Genomic DNA, 17,747 nt, shown 5'->3' with positions numbered 1-17,747 from the left:
CCGCTCAGTGCCACGTCCGCATCGCCACGACCACCGCGACCGGCAACGACACCGCGAGCACGATCCCCACGACGATCGCCAGTGCCCGCGCCACCCGGATCCCCTGCTGCCCCACCCAGATCAGCAGCAGGATCGCCGCCAGGTAGAGCGGCGGCACGAACAGCAGCGGCACGAAGCCGAGCCCGGTCCACTCGACGAGAGCGCCCGCGAGCAGCTCGTACACGGTGCAGCCGGCGGCCACCACGAGTGCGACCCACACGCTGACGGGTGCTCGACGTCCCGGCGCCGCGGCCGTCACGCGCTCACGCATCGTCGTCGTACCCGTCACCGGGCCCTCCGGCCAGACAGGTCGTCTCGATCATCACGTCACCCGAGGTCCGGGTCACGCCCGCGTTCCCCTCCGCGAGCCAGTCGTCACCGACCACCCTGATGTCCCACCCGAGCGGATCGGCGTCACGGAGCCCGGCGTCGAGGAAGACCTCGCGGACCGGAGCCAGACGCCCTTCGGCCTGGTCCTGCGGCAGGAGGTCGGCCTTGCGCTCCGCCTCGGTCTGCGGCTCCTCGTCCGCGTCCTCATCGGCAGGGAACGACCACCGCCACGTGTACTCCGTGCCCTGCTCGAGGTTCGACAGCGAGCAGCCGCGTGGGAACTGCACGACGTCGCCGGTCTCCGGGTCACCGCCCATCGCCCGCACCGCGCGCTCCCCCACGGCCGCGAGGTCCCGCTCGGCCTGCGCCGGCGTCCGGCTCGTCTCGGTCGCGGTCGGCGGCTGCGCCCGCTGCTCCTCCTCCGCCGCCCAGCTCTGCGCGACCCGCGTCGTCGGGTACCCGAGCGTCACGGCCGCGAGGACCACGAACACCGCACACCCGATCGGCCCGACCAGCGTCACCGACCGGTCGCGCCGACGCTGCACGAGCAGCAGGACCAGTCCGGTCAGCGGCACACCGGCGCACACGACCGTGACGACGATGCTCCCCCCGGTCTGCCCCGAGAGCGTGTGGGTGGAGTTCCCCGCGCCGTTGTACCCGGCGAGCGCGACGAGCAGCCACGCGATCCACCCCGCGGGCAGCAGCAGCCCGCTCGCCACGATCCACCAGATGCCGTTCCGCCGCCTCGGCGGCGACCACGCGACGTCGTCGACCATCGATCCCCCGTCCCCCACGACCACCGTACCGACCGGCCGGGAGGCACGTGACCAGCCCGCCCCGCGTCTCCCGTCCGCACGCACCGGCCGGGAGGCCCGCTGCCAGCCCGCCCCGTGCCTCCCGTCCGTCTCCCGGTCGCCTGCCGAACAGCACCCGCCGGGTGCGGACGAGCGGTCCGGAACGGCGCCCGGCCGATCCGCCTACGCTCGAACGAATGCCCGCCCCGCACCACCCTGCCGACCAGCCGTCGTCGTCCGACGGGTTCATCCGCGTCCGTGGCGCCCGTGAACACAACCTGCAGGACGTCGACGTCGACATCCCCCGCGACCGGATCGTCGCCTTCACCGGTGTCTCCGGCTCGGGCAAGTCGAGCCTGGCCTTCGGCACCGTCTTCGCCGAGGCACAGCGTCGCTTCCTCGAGTCCGTCGCGCCGTACGCCCGACGGCTCATCGCGCAGGGTTCGACACCGCACGTCGACGAGATCACGGGTCTGCCCCCGGCGGTCGCCCTGCAGCAGCGCCGCGGCGCCCCGAGCACCCGCTCGACCGTCGGCACCCTGACGACGTTGAGCAACTCGGTCCGCATGCTCTACTCGCGCGCCGGCACCTACCCCGAGGGCGCCGAGCAGCTGTACTCCGACTCGTTCTCGCCGAACACCGTCGCCGGGGCGTGCCCGCGCTGTCACGGCCTCGGCACCGCGCACGAGGTGACGGAGGCCTCGGCGGTGCACGACCCGTCGCTGTCCATCCGTGAGGGCGCGATCACCGCCTGGCCCGGTGCGTGGCAGGGCAAGAACCTCCGCGACGTGACGGCGGTGCTCGGCTACGACATCGAGCGTCCGTGGCGGGAGCTCCCGCAGGAGGACCGCGACTGGCTGCTCTTCACCGAGGAGCAGCCCGTCGTCGAGGTCCACCCGAAGCGCGACCGGGTGGCGAAGCCGTACAAGGGCCGGTTCTGGAGCGCCCGGCAGTACACGCTGCACACCCTCGCCGACTCCCAGAGCGAGACCCAGCGGAACAAGGCCCTGCGCTTCGTCGAGTCCGGCCCGTGCCAGCTCTGCCACGGCTCCGGGCTGACTAGGGCAGCCCTCGCGGTGACGTTCGGCGGCCTGTCGATCGCCGCGTTCAACGCACTGCCGCTCGCACAGGTGGCCGAGGTCCTGCGCCCCGCAGCCGAGCTGAAGGACCCGTCGCCCGCGCAGAGTCGTGTGACGTCCGGGGAGCGGTCCGAGGTCGCGAAGTCGATCGCCACGGACCTGCTCGGTCGGGTCGAGGTGCTCGTCGGACTCGGCCTCGGGTACCTCGGGCTCGACCGGGCGACGCCGACGCTCTCCCCCGGTGAGACGCAGCGCCTGCGGATCGCGACGCAGCTCCGGTCGGGGCTGTTCGGCGTGGTCTACGTGCTCGACGAACCGAGCGCAGGGCTGCACCCGGCGGACGCGGAGTCCCTCGTGCAGGTCCTCGACGACCTCCGCGCCAGCGGCAACAGCGTCTTCGTGGTGGAGCACGACATGGACATCGTCCGGCGTGCGGACTGGATCGTGGACGTCGGCCCCGGTGCCGGTCCGGGCGGCGGGCGGGTGCTGTACAGCGGCCCGCCCGAGGGCCTGGCCGGCGTCCCCGAGAGCGTCACGCGGCGCTACCTGCAGCCCCGGACCTCGCCCGTCGAGCACGAGCAGCGCGAACCCGTGGGCACGCTCGAACTCCGTGGCCTCACCCTGCACAACCTGCGCGGCCAGGACGGGAACGGGCTCGACGTCGACCTGCCCCTCGGGGTGTTGACCGCGGTGACCGGGGTCTCCGGCTCGGGCAAGTCGTCGCTCGTCGGTGGGGTGCTGCCGTCGGTCGCGACGCGGCACCCGCTCGTGTCCCGCGTCGTCGAGGTCGACCAGAAGCCGATCGGCCGCACACCCCGCTCGAACCTCGCGACCTACACGGGCATGTTCGACGCAGTGCGCCAGGCCTTCGCCGCGACCGACGACGCCCGGGAACGCGGCTGGACCGCCGGCAGGTTCTCGTTCAACGTCGAGGGCGGCCGCTGCGAGGTCTGCCAGGGCGAGGGCTCGGTCTCCGTCGAGCTCCTGTTCCTGCCGGGCAGCTGGGCGCCGTGCCCGGAGTGCCACGGTGCCCGGTACAACGCCGAGACGCTCGAGGTCCGCCGGGCCGGCTCGACCGTCGCGGACGTCCTCGGCATGACCGTCGACGAGGCATCGGACGCCCTCGCCGACCTGCCCGCCGCCGCCCGCGCGCTGGATGCCCTGCGCAGCGTCGGCCTCGGCTACCTCCGACTCGGGCAGCCCGCGCCGGAGCTGTCCGGCGGCGAGGCCCAGCGCATCAAGCTCGCCACCGAACTCCAACGCGCACGGACCGGTCACACGCTCTACCTGCTCGACGAGCCGACCACGGGCCTGCACCCGGCGGACGTCGAACTCCTCACCGCGCAGCTCCAGCGGCTCACCGACGCAGGGAACACCGTCGTCGTGGTCGAGCACGTGATGACGGTCGTCGCGCAGGCGGACCACGTCGTCGACATGGGTCCGGCCGGTGGTGACGAGGGCGGCCAGGTCGTGGCATCCGGGACACCGCGCGAGGTCGCGGCGTCCGCCACGAGCCGCACGGCGCCGTACCTGCGGGCAGCGCTCGGGAGCTGATGGACGGGAGGCGCGGTGCCTGCCCGCACCGTGCCTCCCGTCCACCGTGACGCACGCCGACTGCCATCCGGCGCACGCCCGCCGGCGTCCCGTGTCCGCCCCCTCGGTCCGGACACGAGGCGCCCGCGCGCACGGCACCGGGACCGACGACGTCCCGGCGTCCGCACGCCCTGCCCGCTCGGGGCCGGTCAGCGCACCCCCGCCGGCGCGGCAGGTGCGGCAGGTGCGGCAGGTGCGTCCACCCACGCCCCCAGGGTGTGGTCGTAGCAGGTGCTGTTGTCGATCGTCGACCGGTCGACCACCGGCCCGGCCGTCACCCTCCGGTCCACCCGCTCGGGGTCCGGCGCAGCGTCGGCGAGCAGGCGTGTGTAGTCGTGGTGCGGGTCGAGGATGACCGCGTCCGACGGACCGCGCTCCACCACGCGACCGCGGTAGAGCACCAGGATCTCGTCGGAGAAGTGCCGCGCGGTGGCCAGGTCGTGCGTGATGTACAGGACGGCGAGGTGGTCCTCGCGCTGCAGCCGCCCCATCAGGTTGAGCACGCTCAGGCGGATGGAGACGTCGAGCATCGACACGGGTTCGTCGGCGATGAGCACCTGCGCACCGGGTGCCAGCGCACGGGCGATCGCGACGCGCTGCCGCTGTCCACCGGAGAGCTCGTGCGGGCGTCGCTCGGCGAAGTCCTCGTCGAGGTTGACCCGGTCGAGCAGTTCGCGGACGCGTTCCCGGGTCTCGTCCGCACCGCGCGTGCGGTGGTGGAGCTGCAGCGGCCGGGCGATGTGGTGCTCGATCGAGTGGAACGGGTTGAGCGACGCGAAGGGGTCCTGGAAGACCATCTGCACGTGCCGCCGGTACATGCTCCCGACGACGGGCGTGCCGTCCTCGAGCCGGACGTCGATCGTCCCGCTCGACACGGACTCGAGCTTCGCGAGCATCCGGGCGATCGTGGACTTGCCCGAGCCGGACTCCCCCACGAGCGCGACGGTCCGGCCGGGCAGCAGCTCGAAGGACACGTCGTCGACGGCGCGCAGCGTGTTCCGGCGCAGGCCCTTGCGGACGTGGAAGTCCTTGGTCAGGTGGTTGACGGTGACGCTGGTCACGATGCGACCTCCTCGAGACCGAGGCCCGTGCGGATGAAGTCACCGCGGGCTCCGGACAGGCTCGGGAACGACCGCAGCAGGCGCTGCGTGTAGGGGTGCTGCGGCTCGTGCTGGATCCGCGCGGCGGTGTCGCACTCGACGACCTCGCCGCGGAGCATGATCGCGATCCGGTCGCTGATCTCGAGCAGCAGCGGCAGGTCGTGCGTGATGAACACGACCGCGAAGCCGAGCTCGTCCCGCAGCCGGACGATCTCGCGCAGGATCTCGCGCTGCACGACGACGTCGAGCGCGGTGGTCGGCTCGTCCATGATCATCACCTGCGGCTCGAGCAGCATCGCCATCGCGATCATGACGCGCTGCCGCATGCCGCCGGACAGCTCGTGCGGGTAGGCGGTGATGCGTGACGGGTCGACGCCGACCCGTCGGAGCGCGTCCTCGGCGATCGCCCGACGCTCCTTCCTCGGCATGCCCTTCCGGTGCTCGACGAGGGCGTCGTCGAGCTGCGCCCGGATCGTGGTGACCGGGTTGAGCGCGTTCATCGCGCCCTGGAACACCATGGACAGCTTCGACCAGCGGACCGCCCGGAGCCGCTCGTCGCTCAGTCCGAGCAGGTCGACGTCGGTGCCGTCGCGGTCGTGGAACGTGATGCTGCCGGACGCCACCTTGGCCGGCGGCTTGTGCAACCGGGTGATGGCGTAGGCGAGGGTCGTCTTGCCACAGCCGGACTCCCCCGCGAGGCCGAGGATCTCCCCCGGTGCGAGCGACAGCGACACGTCCTTGACGGCGTGCACCGGTCGCTCGGTCTCGTAGACGACGTCGAGGTGGTCGATGGTGAGGACGGCATCTCGGGTCACGAGGCGACCCCCTTCCGGTCGGTGGTCTTGACGTCGCGCCGCGCCTTCCGCTCACGTCGACGCTGAGCCCGCACGTTGGCGAGCCGCGGGTTGATGACCTCGTCGATGGAGAAGTTGACGAGGGACAGGCCCATGCCGAGCAGCGCGATGAGCAAGCCCGGCGGTACGAACCACCACCAGGCGCCCTGGGCGAGCGCGAACCCGTTCTGCGCGTAGAAGAGCATCGTGCCGAGCGTCGACGAGTTCGACGCGCCGAGCCCCAGGAACGACAGGCCGGCCTCGCCGAGGATCGCGGCGATCACCGCGAACACGAACTGCGATGCGAGCACCGGCAGCAGGTTCGGCAGGATCTCCACGGCGATGACCCGCCACGGCCGTTCACCGGCGACCCGCGCCGCCGAGACGTAGTCGCGGCTGCGGATCGACATCGTCTGCGCGCGCAGGACGCGGGCGGACCCGGCCCACGACGTGATCGCCAGGACGATCGCGATCGTCCACAGCCCACGCGCCTCCTGCGGGACCAGGCCCGAGATGACGATGACGAGCGGCAGACCGGGGATCACCAGGAAGACGTTCGAGAAGAGCGAGAACGCCTCGTCCATGATCCCGCCGAGGTACGCGCCGAGGATGCCGAAGAACGCCGACAGCACGGTCGCGAGCACCCCGACGATGAGCCCGATCTGCAGGCTGCCCCGGGTGGCGTAGGCCAGTTGCGCGAGGACGTCCTGACCGGTCTGGGTGGTGCCGAGCAGGTTCTCGCCGGTCGGCGGCTGCATGCCGGAGTCGCGGATCGCGTTCGGGTCGCCGACCAGGAACGGGCCGAGCAGCCCGAACGCGGTGACGCCGAGGATGAGCACGATGCCGGTGACGAGCCACGGGGTCATCGTGGGCAGGAAGCGGCGGAGGCCGCCGCGGGTCTTCGCCGAGCGTGCCGTCGCGATGCTGCGCGTCGAGTGGCCGTCGGCCTCCTCGGCGAGCGCACCGACGGTGGGCTCGGTCTCCTCTTGGATGTTGGTCACGGTCGAGTCCTCCTAGCTCCGGGCCCGGGTGCGCGGGTCGATGAGCCCGTACAGCAGGTCGACGACGAGGTTGGCGCCGAGCACGGCGAGGGTGATGAACAGGAAGATGCCCTGCATGAGCGCGTAGTCGTTGTTCGTGACCGCGGACAGGAGCTTCGACCCGATGCCCGGGTACGAGAACACCTGCTCGGTCACGACCGACCCCGACACGATGAAGCCGAGCGAGATCGCGAACCCGGCGACCGACGGCAGCACGGCGTTGCGGGCGGCGTAGTTGCGGAGCACCTTGCCGGGCGGCAGGCCCTTCGCGAGCGCCGTGGTGATGTAGTCCTCGGACAGCGTCGACACCATCATGTTCCGCATCCCGAGCAACCAACCGCCGAGCGATGCGAGCACGATCGTCGCCGCCGGCAGCACGCCGTACTCGAGCGCGGACATGAGGAACGGACCGTTGAACCCCGGGTCCAGGACGACGTCGTAGCCGCCCTGGGCCGGGAACAGGTGGATCCCCGTGGCGAAGAAGTACACCAGGATGAGCGCGAGCCAGAAGTACGGCACCGCGGCGAGCAGCGTGGTGGCCGGGACGAACGAGTCGAGCCAGGTGCCGGGCTTCCAGCCGACGAAGGCCCCTAGGGCGACGCCGATGACCGCGGCCAGGACGGTCGCGATGCCGACGAGGGCGATGGTCCAGGGCAGCGAGCTCCCGATCACCTCGGTGACGGGTGCGGGGAAGTAGCTCACCGACACCCCGAGGTCACCGCGGAACACGTTGCCCAGGTACTGCCCGTACTGCGCGATGAGCGGCTGCGAGGAGTCGCCACCGAGGAGCAGCTGGTACGCCTCCCTGGTCTCCGGGGTGACCTGGCCGCCGCGCTGCTGGAGCTTGGCGAGCAGGATGTCCACCGGGTTCCCGGGCAGGAGCCGGGGGATGATGAAGTTCAGCGTCAGCGCCGCCCAGAGGGCGACGACGTAGAAGCCGATCTTGCGCAGGAAGTACTGCATGCGCGTGCTCCTCGGTCGCGGTCCGCCGTCAGCCCTTGACCGGCTTCAGGGCCTTGAACACCTCGGCGTTGTCCGGGCTCGCCCAGATCGCGGGGAAGGCGTACAGGTCGTCCTGGGTGGGCCAACCGGTGAACTTGGCGGTGTGCACCTCGCTCGTGGTGCCGCCCGTCATGATCGGGATGTAGGGCATGTCCTCGACGAGGTGCTGCTGGATCGTGTCGAACTCCGGCTGCGTCGCGGCGGTGTCCTCGGGGTCGATGGTCTTCAGCTTCGCGAGCGCCTCGTCCACCGCGGGGTTGCTGTACCGCGCACGGTTGGTCGACGCGGCCTCGCCGACCTCCGCGGTGTTCGACGTCGCGAGGTTGTTGTTGTACAGGTAGTAGGGGTTCGCGGTCGGACCCTGACCGAGCGAGTCGATGACGAGCTGGAACGTGCCCTTGGTCTTCTTGTCCGTCCACTCGTTCCACGACGACTGCTGTGCCTTGAGCTCGATGCCGGCGGCCTTGAGCTGCTGGGTCATCGTGTCGATGGCGGTGATGTAGTCCGTCCAGCCGGTGACGACCTCGACGGTCATGGACAGGCGCTGGCCGTCCTTCGCGTAGATGCCGTCGGAGCCCTTCGCCCACCCGGCGTCCTCGAGGGTGGCGGCTGCCGCGTCGAGGTCCGGCGAGTTCGCCATCACCGCCGGCTCGACGTCCTTCGAGATCATGTCCTCCTGCAGCGTCGTCAACGCGAAGGTCGGCGAGATGTCGCTGGCGGTGTTCGCGAACGCCAGCGAGTTGAGCTGCTTGCGGTTGATCGCGTCGGCGACGGCGTGGCGGACGGCCGGGTCGGTCTGCGGGCCGGAGCACCCGAGCGCCGTGTCGGCGCAGGTGATGAGTGCCATCTGGTTCTGCCCGATCGTGATGCCGTCGTAGCCGGGGTAGTTGCCCTTGATGTCGTCCATGTTCGGGACGGGGCCGGTCTGCCAGTCGATCGAACCCTGCTTCAGGGCGTCGGCACCGGCCGTGTTGCCGGAGAGCGACAGGTAGCGGACGGTCTTCACGGCGGGTGCGCCGCCCCAGTAGTCCTCGTTCGCCTGCAGGGTGAACGCCTGCGCCTTGAAGTTCCCGAGCGTGTACGGCCCGGTGCCGACGGGCTCGCGCATGACGTCGGTCGCCGGGTCGACGTCCTTCCAGAGGTGCTCGGGCACGATCCAGGTCTTGCCGAGCAGGTTCGGGCCGAGCACGAACGACGGCTCGTCGAACGAGACGACGACGGTGGATTCCCCCTCGGCCTTCGCCGTGCCCGAGTAGCCGATCGAGTTGATCGACTTGTTCTCCGCGAGCATGTCGAGCGTGAACACGACGTCCTTCGCGGTGAAGGGCTCGCCGTCGCTCCACGTGACGCCGTCGCGGAGCTCGATGGTGAGCTGCGTGCCGTCGGCGTTCCACTCGTAGCGCTCCCCGAGGAGCGGCTTCGGCTCGTTCGTGTTGGCGTTGGTGACGAAGAACAGGCCCTCGTAGATCGTCCCGATGCCGCCGATGTTGGACGGGGACCACGGGTTGAAGTTGATCTGGTAGTCGCCGGACTGTCCGGTGTAGGCGACGAGGGTCGATGCGGAGTCGGACGACGCCGCGTTCCCGCTCGAGCTGCACCCCGTGAGTGCCAGTCCTGCGGTGGTGACGAGGGCCGCGGCTGCGATGGCGAGCCGCCGTGAACGGTTGAGTGCTGACATCGTTGTCCTCTCGGGCTGCTCCGTCGCAGTCCAGTTCGTTGACGGCGATTGTTACACGGCTAAACTAACCCGGTCAAGCATCCGCACGACGATCTGAGGAGGCGCGATGGAGCGCACTACACTGGACGGCCCCTGGACCCTCGAGGCGGTGACCGGACCGGCGGAGTCCGAGCCCTTCCGGTCCCCCACCGAGGCGGTGGTGCCGGGGTGCGTGCACACCGACCTGCTCCGCGCGGGACGGATCCCGGACCCGTTCGACGGCGACGGCGAGGCGGCGACGCAGTGGATCGGCGACACCGTGTGGCGCTACCGTCGGACCTTCACCTGGGACGGCGAGCGCACCGAGGAACGACACGACCTGGTGGCAGGGGGGCTCGACACCCTCGCCACGATCGAACTGAACGGGCTCGTCGTCGGCACGAGCGCGAACCAGCACCGCTCGTACCGGTTCCCCGTCGGGCACCTGCTCCGACCGGGCGACAACGAGCTCGTGGTCACGTTCGACGCGCCGGTCCCGGCCGCCGTCCGCCTGTCGGAACAGCACGGAGGCGAACTCCCCCACGTCAACCACCACCCGTACAACGCACTCCGGAAGAATGCGTCGAACTTCGGCTGGGACTGGGGCGTCGACGTCGCGACGAGCGGCATCTGGCGGTCGATCGGCATCGAGTCATGGAGCGGCACCCGCATCGCAGCAGTCCGCCCCCTCGTCGACGTCGACGGCACCAACGGCGTGCTCAGCGCGCACGTCGACGTCGAGCACGCCCGTACCCCGGGCGGGTTCCGCCAGCACATCGGCTCCGCGCCCGAGGTCGCGGGCACCACCGGCACCGGCCTGGAGGCGCGGGTCACCGTCTCCGGACACGGGACGTCGGTCACCGGGTCGCGTCCCGTCACCGGTGGTCGTGCCGCGGGGTCCGCAGCCGTGCGCCTCGAGCTCCCCGACGTCGCGGTCTGGTGGCCGCGCGGCCACGGCGAGCAGCCCCTGTACGACGTCCGCGTCGAGGTCGGCGACGACGTCTGGACCGGCCGCGTCGGCTTCCGGACGGTCACGCTCGACACCGCTGCCGACGCGGGCGGTGCACCGTTCCTGCTCCGGGTGAACGACGAGCCCGTGATCGTGCGCGGAGCGAACTGGATCCCGGACCACGCGTACCTCACCGAGATGAGCCCGGAGCGGTACACCGAACGGATCGACGACGCGGTCGAGGCGAACGTCAACCTGCTCCGGATCTGGGGCGGCGGGATCTACGAGTCCGACGACCTCTACGACCGCTGCGACGAACTCGGCGTGCTCGTGTGGCAGGACTTCCTGTTCGCCTGTGCCGCCTACGCCGAGGAGCCCTGGCTCGCCGTCGAGGTCGAGCCCGAGGTCCGCGAGGCCGTGACCCGGCTCAGCCCGCACCCCTCGCTCGTGGTCTGGAACGGCAACAACGAGAACCTCGTCGCGTACGCCGAGTGGGGCTGGCGCCCGTCGCTCGTCGGGCGGACCTGGGGCAACGGGTACTACCGGTCCCTGCTGCCCGCGATCGTCGCCGAGCTCGACCCGACCCGCCCGTACACGCCCGGGTCCCCGTTCTCGTTCGACGAGTACCTGCACCCGAACGACGACCGCAACGGCACCGTGCACATCTGGGACGTCTGGAACACCAAGGACTACACCGCCTACGCCGACTGGCACCCCCGGTTCGTCGCCGAGTTCGGGTACCAGGGGCCGCCGGCCTGGTCCACGCTGACCGCGGTGGTGCACGACGAACCGCTCGACCCGGACGGCCACGAGATGCTCGTGCACCAGAAGGCGCACGAGGGCAACCGGAAGCTCGCCGACGGCATGCGCGGACACCTGCCCGAGCCGCGGAGCATCGAGGACTGGCACTGGGCGGCGCAGCTGAACCAGGCGCATGCGATCCGGTTCGGCATGGACTGGTTCCGTTCCCGCACGCCGGACAACACCGGCATGGTGGTCTGGCAGCTGAACGACGACTGGCCCGTCGTCTCGTGGGCGTTGGTCGACCACGCCGGCCACCGCAAGCCGGTCTGGTACGCGGTCCGGCAGGCGTACCGTCCGGTTGTCGCCACCGTCCAGCGGTCGGAGGACGGCACCGGCACCGAGGTCGTCGTGGTCAACGCCGGCGCCGGGCCCGTCGTGGACGACCTCGTCGTCGAGCGGTGGTCCTTCGACGGCACGGTCCTCGCGACGACGAGCGCGTCCGTGACGGTCGCGCCGGCGGACGCGGTCCGGGTGCCGCTGTCGGCCGAGGTCGCCCGGTCGGAGGACCCCGCCGGCGAGGTCCTCGTCGTCACCGGCACCTCCTCCGGACGACGGGTGCACGACCTCACCGAGGTGGTGGACCAGCGCCTCGCACGCCGACCCTTCACGACCGAGGTGGAGCCGACCGACGACGGCGCCCGGGTCACGGTCACGGCGACCGGCTACGTCCGCGACCTGTCGCTCTTCCCGGACCGGCTCGTGGCGAGCGCCCGGGTGGACGAGGGTCTGGTGTCCCTGCTGCCGGGCGAGCAGGCCGTGTTCACCGTGTCGCGTGCGCCGGGCGTCGACGCCGGTGCGCTCGTCGGCCCGCTCGTCCTCCGGCACGCCGGCGACCTGCTGCACTGAGGGGCGGCCGCAGACGGCCCCCTCCGGCCGAGGCTCGCGCAGCCGGACACCTTCGCGGTCCTGGACCGCGAAGGTGTCCGCCTGGCCGAGGCTCGGCGGCCGTCGGATGGGAACCGCGACTCAGACCGCCTGCGCCTCGAGCACCAGTGCGGTCCCGGGCGCGAGCGACGGCAGCCGGACGCCCAGGTCCTCGAGCACGGCTCCGGACAGCTCGACGCTCCCCCGCTCCAGCCACGGCGTCCGCGTGACGTCGACGCCCTCCGGGACGCGCAGGCCGCTCACCGGCGCCACCCGGTAGCGCCGCTCGCGGTCGAGCCCGCGGAAGCGCAGCGGCACCGCGAGCGCCCGCGGTCCGGTCTCGGTCCGCACGACCCGCGCGAGTGCCCGGTCGCGGTCGGCACCGACGACGACCGTCGTCGCGAGACCGGCGTCGCCGAGGTCCACGTGGTGCACGCGCCCGGAGTGCAGCAGCCCGCGCTCCCGCTTGTACAGCGCCGTCCACTCCCGCAGCCGGTCCCGCTCGGCGGGCGTGCAGCGCGTGACGTCGGTCTCGATGCCGGCGCTGCCGAACAGCGACACCGCCATCCGGAAGTCCAGGTCGAGGTGTCGGCCCGTGGTGTGGGAGACCTCGGGGCCGACGTGCGAGCCGATCAGCTCCGGCGGCAGCAGCAGCTCCGTCCACCGCTGGATCGCGAGTCGCTCCATCGCGTCGTTCGAGTCCGAGGCCCACACCCGGTCGGTCCGCTCGAGCACACCGAGGTCCACCCGGGCACCACCGGACGCGCACGCCTCGATCTCGATCCACGGGTGCCGTCGCCGCAGCTCGTCCATCACCGCGTACACCCCGCGGGTGTGGGCGCCGAGGCCGACCCGTCCCGCATGCACGGTCTGCACGACGTCGCGGTTCTGGTCCCACTTCACGAAGTCGACGTGGTGCTCCTCGATCACCGCGGACATCCGGTCGAGCACGTGTTCGCGGACCTCGGCGCGGGCGAAGTCGAGCGTGTACTCGTGCCGCCAGGTCCGCGATGCGCCGGGGTCCTGCAGGAACCAGTCCGGGTGCGCCTCGGCGAGCGCGGAGACCGGGCTGACGCACTCCGGCTCGAACCAGAGCCCGAAGTCCATGCCCAGCGCCCGGACGCCGTCGACGAGCGGGCCGAGCCCGTCCGGCCAGACCGCGGCGTCGACCGTCCAGTCACCGAGCGACGTGGTGTCGGACCTGCGGCCGGTGAACCAGCCGTCGTCGAGGACGAACCGTTCGACCCCGACGTCCGCCGCCGCTCGGGCCAGGTCGAGCAGCGGCTCCAGCTCCTGCCGGTAGTACACCGCCTCCCACGTGTTGAGGACGACCGGTCGCGGGGTGGTCGGGTGCCCGGACCGCGCTCGCAGCGAGTCGTGCAACCGAGCGGACAACCCGTCGAGCCCGGCGTCGCTCCAGACGAAGACCGTCTCGGGAGCGGAGAAGGTCTCACCTGGTCGCAGGACCACCTCGCCCGCGCGCACCAGTTCGCCCGCGCCGAGCAGGGTCCGCGCCTCCGCCAACCGGTCGATGCGGTGCACGGTGTCCGCGCTCCACGCGGGGTGCACCGCCCACAGCTCGCCGAGTGCGTCGTCGAACCCGGCCGTACCGAGCGCCGTCAGCGTCGGGGCGTCGTGTCCGGTGCGGCCACGACGGCTCTCGCGCACGTGCACCCCGTCGGTCAGCCTCCTCCGCTGCGGGGTCCGCTCGCGCGTCCACTTCCCCGCCAGGTCGAGCACCTCGGCCGCACGGTCCCCGATCGGCAACACGGCTTCGAGTGCCGACAACTCGACGTCCTCGTCGCCGGTGTTCGTCACCGTCTGCCGCACCCGGAGCACACCAGCGGCGTCGAGGGCGAGGACGATCGACAGCGTCAGCTCGTCCGACGTCGCGTCGACGACGAGCTCGGCGTCGGTCCCGGCGACCGCGGCCTCGTCCCAGACCGGCACGAGCGGCCGTCCGCCGACCTGCCCCGCGATCCCCGGCCGTCCCTCCCACCCGTCGTGCTCGGTGGGCAGGAGCGTGAGCGGCCACGCGGCGTCGTAGGCACTCGGCGACACCGCCCGGTCCTGTGCGAGCACGAGGTCGGCCGTGTCGGACGCCGGCAGCGCTCCGGTATCACGGCCCCAGTGCAGCACCTCGGGCAGCCCGTCGGGTCGGGTCGCGAGCACCAGCCCCACGCCACCACCCCGCAGCGCGTGCACCACCCGTTGCGGGACCCCGGTCGCGGAGCCGACACGATCGACGACGGTCATGCCGTCGCCGCCTCGAGCAGCACGCGGACGCCGCCGGCAGGCACGACGGTCTCCGGACCGTGCTCGGAGTCGTCCAGCAGGTCGGTACCGGACGCGACGACGGTGACGTCGTCGTCGCGGTGGTTGAGGAGGAACAGGAGGCCGGAGCCGTCGTCGCGGACGCGACGCACCGCCTCCAGGCCGGGAGGCGCGGTGACCGTCCGCGGGACCGCCCGCTCCTCGACGATCCGGTCCACGAGCCGCTGCACGCCGTCCTGGTCGAGCATCGCGGAGACGTACCAGGCGCCGCCGCCGACGGCGCGGCGGGTGACCGCCGGGCGACCGGCGAGCGGACCGTCGACGTGGCCGAGCACCACGTCGGCGTCCTCCACCACGAGGTCCTCGGCCCAGTCGGTGACGCGCGTGCCGTCGTCGAGCCGCGCGTGTTGGTCGCGTTGGAGCGGGACGAACTCCTCCGCCCAGACACCCAGGACGTCCCGGAAGGCACCCGGGTACCCACCGGTCAGCACCCGAGCGGTCTCGTCCACGATGCCCGACGCGTAGGTGACGAGCAGGGTCGCACCGCGGTCGACGACCGCACGGATCCGCGCTGCCGAGGCGGCGTCGACGACGAACAGGGTGGGCAGGACGACCACGTCGTAGCCGCTGAGGTCGGCGTCGAGGGGCACCACGTCGGTGGTGACCTGGCGACGCCAGAACGCGGTGTGCCACGCTCGGACCTCGTGCCCGTACCGCAGCCCGCGGTGCGGCTTGAGCCCGGCCTGCAGCGCCCAGCCCGAGACCTCGTCGACGACGATCGCGACCCGGGCTGGTTCGACCGGTGCGCCCTGCGCCGGCGCCAGCGCCGCGAGTGCTCGGCCGAGCTCGCACACCTCCCGCCAGACCCGCGTCCGGGTGCCGGCGTGCGGGACCATCGCGGAGTGGAACTGCTCCGCCCCGGCGGTCGAGGCGCGCCACTGGAAGAAGAGCGCGCCGTCGGAGCCCCGAGCGACGTGCGCGAGGGAGTTCCGCACGAGCTCGCCGGGCTCCTTCGCCCGGTTGCGCTGCTGCCAGCTCGGGCCACCGGTCGAGTGCTCCATGAGCAGCCACGGCGTGCGGCCGCGCGCGATGCCGCGCATCCGGTCGGCGGCCACCGCGAGGTCCTCGGCCCGGTCCGGGTCGTCGACGAGCGTGTAGTGGTCGTTCGCCGGGATGGCGACGTGGCGAGCCCACGCGGCGTAGTCGACGACGTGCGAGCCGGCCCCGACCATGAAGTTCGTCGTGACGGGCACGTCCGAGTACTGCTCGATGACCTCCCGCTCGGCGCTGTAGTGCGCGAGGAGGGCGTCCGACGAGTACCGCTCGAAGTCGAGTGCGACGCCGGGGTTCGGCGCGCCGCCGACACCGCGCGGCGGCGAGACCTCGTCGAACGACGTGTAGGTGTGGCCCCAGAAGGCCGTGCCCCAGGCCGCGTTCGCCGCGTCGACGTCGGTGTACCGCTCGCGCAGCCACCGCCGGAAGTCCGATGCCGACACCTCGCAGTAGCAGCGGGCGTTGCCGCCACCGAGCTCGTTGCTGACGTGCCACAGCCGCACCGCCGGGTGCCGGCCGTAGCGCTCGGCGATCGCGTCGACGATGCGCAGCGCGTGCGCCCGGAACACCGCGGACGCCGGGCACCAGCCCAGTCGGCCGCCGGGGCGTTCGCGCCGTTCGGTGGCGTCGACCGGGAGCACCTCGGGGTGCGCCGTGAGCAACCAGTTCGGCGGAGCGGCCGTGGGGGTGGCGAGGTCGACCGCGATGCCGTTGGCGTGCAGCAGGTCGAGCACCTCGTCGAGCCACGACCAGGTGTACTCGCCCGGCGATCGTTCGAGCAGCGCCCAGGAGAACACGCCGACGGTGACCAGGTTCACCCCGGCCTCGCGCATCAGGCGGACGTCCTCGTCCCACACCTCGCGCGGCCACTGCTCGGGACTGTAGTCACCACCGAAGGAGAGCCCCCCGGTGGGCCAGGGCACGGAACGAGCAGCGGTCACGACATCTCCTTCGACGGTGGACACGACCAGCATCCCGTCCGCCGAGGACCTTTGTCAACTTGTGTAACTAAGCGGTTGCACGAGCCCGTTCAGGAGCGAAGCGACCGCCGGATCGCCAGCACGGCGGCCGCCCTGGCCCACTCCGAGAACTCGAACGGCTGCACGACGACGGTGACGGCCGCCTCGTACGGACGCAGCCCGCGCCGGAAGGCCTCGTCGACCTCGGCCCGAGCGATGTCGTACACCGGCAGGCCGTCGCCGGTCAGGACGATCGACTCCGGGTCGACGAGCGTGACGACCGTCGACAACAGCGCGCCGAGGGCGGTACCGGCGTCCCGGAGCGCCTGCAGCGCCCTCGGCTCGCCGGTGCGGGCGCGCTCCACGACCTCGTCGTAGCCCTCGTCGACCGCCCCCGCGTTCCGGGCGATGATCGAACTCGGCAGGTAGCTCGACACGCACCCGTGGTGCCCGACCCCGCAGTCGGGGCCGCCGCCGTAGACCGGCAGGTGGCCGACCCGGCCGAAACGCCCGTGCGCACCCTCCGACACCTCGCCGTTGGTCACGAGGCCGAACCCGACGCCGGTCCCGACGGTGACGAGCGCCATCGACCGCACCCCGTCGCCCGCACCGATCCAGTGCTCCTTCGCCGTGAGGGCGTCCACGTCGTTGGACGCGTACGTGACCAGCCCGGTCGCGGTCTCGAGGAGACCCGACAGCGGGACGTCGCGCCACCCGAGGAACTGGGACACCTCGACGACGGAGACACCGCCCCGGGTGACGACGTCACCGGGCACGGACACGCCGAGCGCACAGATCGCCGGCGACGCTGCGCGGAGCTCCCGGACCACCTCGGTCACCTGCCGCACCAGCGCCTGCGGTCCGGTGTCCGTCACGGCCTCCTCGTGCAGGGCCAGGACACGTCCGCCGAGGTCCGTGACGGCAGCGTAGAGGCGGTCCGCGGTCAACTTGATGCCGAGGAACTCCCACGCGCCCGAACTCGCTCGCAGCAGCTCCGAGGGACGCCCGGTGACGCCCCGGAGACCCGTGCCGACCTCGGTCACGAACCGGTGCTCCTGCAGGGTCCGGACGGCTCGTGTCAGACTCGCGCGTGAGAGCCCGAGCGACCGGGCGATCTCCGCACGCGACAGCACTCCGTGCACGAGGATCTCCCGCAGTGCTGCTCGCGTGGCATCGGTCAACGCCGGCCATGCGGCTCCCGGCTCCGGCGGCGCGACCTCGCGGTGATCGCTCATCGCTCTCCTTCGTCGTCGGCCGATCATACTGCCGACCGCTCCCCCGGCGATCGCGCTGCAGTTCGCCGGGGTCGGCCCGTTAACGCAGGAAACCCCTGACCGG

Annotated in this window: 12 protein-coding genes; 2 read left to right on the top strand and 10 right to left on the bottom strand. The window is 71.9% G+C overall.

All coding sequences use genetic code 11. The features are described from left to right. Window positions 1-4 precede the first annotated feature (4 nt). Window positions 5-328 carry a hypothetical protein gene (locus Q9R28_RS00060; RefSeq protein WP_251154867.1) on the bottom strand — a complete coding sequence of 108 codons (324 nt, stop codon included), beginning with the start codon at window positions 326-328 and terminating at the stop codon, window positions 5-7. Further along, entirely contained in the window at window positions 303-1,145 is an 843-nt protein-coding gene (locus Q9R28_RS00055) for a hypothetical protein (RefSeq protein WP_311205202.1), read from the bottom strand. The genes Q9R28_RS00060 and Q9R28_RS00055 overlap by 26 nt, the downstream gene beginning before the upstream one ends. Window positions 1,146-1,360: 215 nt before the next feature. Between Q9R28_RS00055 and Q9R28_RS00050 the strand changes: the two genes are divergently transcribed. Beyond that, window positions 1,361-3,796: an excinuclease ABC subunit UvrA gene (locus tag Q9R28_RS00050; protein ID WP_311205201.1), complete on the top strand. Its 2,436-nt coding sequence runs from the start codon at window positions 1,361-1,363 to the stop codon at window positions 3,794-3,796. A 188-nt stretch (window positions 3,797-3,984) separates the two neighbouring features. Here Q9R28_RS00050 and Q9R28_RS00045 read toward each other — a convergent pair whose 3' ends face one another. From Q9R28_RS00045 to Q9R28_RS00025, 5 genes are read right to left on the bottom strand one after another with little or no spacing between them, the layout of a single operon-like run. Further along, window positions 3,985-4,896 (bottom strand): ATP-binding cassette domain-containing protein, encoded by a 912-nt coding sequence (locus tag Q9R28_RS00045; protein WP_311205200.1) that lies wholly within the window; start codon window positions 4,894-4,896, stop codon window positions 3,985-3,987. Next, window positions 4,893-5,750 carry an ABC transporter ATP-binding protein gene (locus tag Q9R28_RS00040; RefSeq protein ID WP_311205199.1) on the bottom strand — a complete coding sequence of 286 codons (858 nt, stop codon included), beginning with the start codon at window positions 5,748-5,750 and terminating at the stop codon, window positions 4,893-4,895. The genes Q9R28_RS00045 and Q9R28_RS00040 overlap by 4 nt, the downstream gene beginning before the upstream one ends. Continuing rightward, window positions 5,747-6,769 (bottom strand): ABC transporter permease, encoded by a 1,023-nt coding sequence (locus Q9R28_RS00035; protein WP_311205198.1) that lies wholly within the window; start codon window positions 6,767-6,769, stop codon window positions 5,747-5,749. Before Q9R28_RS00035 ends, Q9R28_RS00040 begins: the two co-directional genes overlap by 4 nt. A 12-nt stretch (window positions 6,770-6,781) precedes the next feature. Further along, on the bottom strand, window positions 6,782-7,771 hold the full coding sequence (locus Q9R28_RS00030) for an ABC transporter permease (protein WP_311205197.1): 990 nt from the start codon (window positions 7,769-7,771) through the stop codon (window positions 6,782-6,784). A 28-nt stretch (window positions 7,772-7,799) separates the two neighbouring features. Further along, the gene (locus tag Q9R28_RS00025) at window positions 7,800-9,488 is read right to left on the bottom strand and encodes an ABC transporter substrate-binding protein (protein WP_311205196.1); all 1,689 of its coding nucleotides are present in this window, start codon (window positions 9,486-9,488) and stop codon (window positions 7,800-7,802) included. Between the two features lie 106 nt (window positions 9,489-9,594). On the opposite strand from Q9R28_RS00025, the gene Q9R28_RS00020 reads away from it, so the two are divergent. Continuing rightward, on the top strand, window positions 9,595-12,105 hold the full coding sequence (locus Q9R28_RS00020; protein WP_311205195.1) for a glycosyl hydrolase 2 galactose-binding domain-containing protein: 2,511 nt from the start codon (window positions 9,595-9,597) through the stop codon (window positions 12,103-12,105). 120 nt (window positions 12,106-12,225) lie between these two features. On the opposite strand, the gene Q9R28_RS00015 is transcribed toward Q9R28_RS00020, so the two are convergent. From Q9R28_RS00015 to Q9R28_RS00005, 3 genes are all read right to left on the bottom strand, one after another. Then, window positions 12,226-14,379: an alpha-galactosidase gene (locus Q9R28_RS00015; RefSeq protein ID WP_311205194.1), complete on the bottom strand. Its 2,154-nt coding sequence runs from the start codon at window positions 14,377-14,379 to the stop codon at window positions 12,226-12,228. Next, entirely contained in the window at window positions 14,376-16,415 is a 2,040-nt protein-coding gene (locus Q9R28_RS00010; protein ID WP_311205193.1) for a beta-galactosidase, read from the bottom strand. Before Q9R28_RS00010 ends, Q9R28_RS00015 begins: the two co-directional genes overlap by 4 nt. Window positions 16,416-16,480: 65 nt before the next feature. Then, window positions 16,481-17,644: an ROK family transcriptional regulator gene (locus Q9R28_RS00005; protein WP_311205192.1), complete on the bottom strand. Its 1,164-nt coding sequence runs from the start codon at window positions 17,642-17,644 to the stop codon at window positions 16,481-16,483. Between the last annotated feature and the right edge of the window lie 103 nt (window positions 17,645-17,747).

The sequence above is a fragment of the Curtobacterium sp. BRD11 genome (assembly GCF_031844345.1).
Lineage (GTDB): Bacteria > Actinomycetota > Actinomycetes > Actinomycetales > Microbacteriaceae > Curtobacterium.
Note: the sequence above shows the minus strand (reverse complement) of the source record. Positions and strands in the feature narration are given on the sequence as shown.

Coding starts and splice junctions, on each gene's coding strand:
- Q9R28_RS00030 (WP_311205197.1), bottom strand. CDS start 7,771: ATGCAGTACTTCCTGCGCAAGATCGGCTTCTACGTCGTCGCCCTCTGG.
- Q9R28_RS00055 (WP_311205202.1), bottom strand. CDS start 1,145: ATGGTCGACGACGTCGCGTGGTCGCCGCCGAGGCGGCGGAACGGCATC.
- Q9R28_RS00005 (WP_311205192.1), bottom strand. CDS start 17,644: ATGAGCGATCACCGCGAGGTCGCGCCGCCGGAGCCGGGAGCCGCATGG.
- Q9R28_RS00020 (WP_311205195.1), top strand. CDS start 9,595: ATGGAGCGCACTACACTGGACGGCCCCTGGACCCTCGAGGCGGTGACC.
- Q9R28_RS00025 (WP_311205196.1), bottom strand. CDS start 9,488: ATGTCAGCACTCAACCGTTCACGGCGGCTCGCCATCGCAGCCGCGGCC.
- Q9R28_RS00050 (WP_311205201.1), top strand. CDS start 1,361: ATGCCCGCCCCGCACCACCCTGCCGACCAGCCGTCGTCGTCCGACGGG.
- Q9R28_RS00015 (WP_311205194.1), bottom strand. CDS start 14,379: ATGACCGTCGTCGATCGTGTCGGCTCCGCGACCGGGGTCCCGCAACGG.